This is a genomic window from Streptomyces sparsus (assembly GCF_054776295.1).
Genome location: NZ_BAAHCA010001572.1, coordinates 1 through 684 on the forward strand (window position 1 = coordinate 1; position 684 = coordinate 684).

At 73.5% G+C, this 684-nt stretch carries 1 protein-coding gene; it reads right to left on the minus strand.

Annotated elements, in window-relative coordinates; genetic code table 11:
• The coding region (locus ACYVE9_RS29665) for an MFS transporter (RefSeq protein ID WP_461030958.1) at positions 1-684 on the minus strand (684 nt) is incomplete at both ends.

Sequence of the window (684 nt, forward strand, 5' to 3'; positions counted from 1 at the left end):
GGCCGGGTGGCCCGCTCGGGGCGCAGCAGCAGCCAGTAGCCGAGCGCGGCGAGGGTGCCCACGGCGGCGGTGAGCGTCCACAGCGTGTCCGCGCCCCACCGGTCGAGCACCACACCGCCGGCGAGCGGCGCGGTGAGCGCGGCAACCGACCAGGACAGGGTGTACATGCCCTGGTAGCGGCCGCGTCCGTGCACCGGGGACAGCCGCACCACCAGCCCCATCTGGGTGGGGGAGTTGATGATCTCGCCGAGCGTCCAGACCAGGATGGTCAGCGCGTACAGGGCGGTGGAGCCGGCGAAGGCCGTCAGGCCGAAGCCGTAGCCGGCCAGCAGGGAGGACAGCACCAGCAGGCGGGACGGGTCGCGGTGCTCGATGAACCGGGTCACCGGGATCTGGAGCAGGATGATCAGCACGCCGTTGCCCGCGATGGCCAGTCCGTAGTCGGAGCTGCCCAACCCGTCCTGGGCCATGGCCACGGGAAGGGTCACGTAGGCCTGGAGGAAGATGGTCGCCAGCAGGTAGTTCAGCGCGACCACCGCCATGAACCGGCCGTCGCCCAGCACCGTCCACATCGACACCGCCCCCGCGTCGGTGCCGGCGCCCTTGCCGACGTCCGCCCCACGGCCCGAGCCGCCCCCGAGGACCCCGTCGCCGGGGCCGCCGGATTCGCCGGGGCCGCCGGAG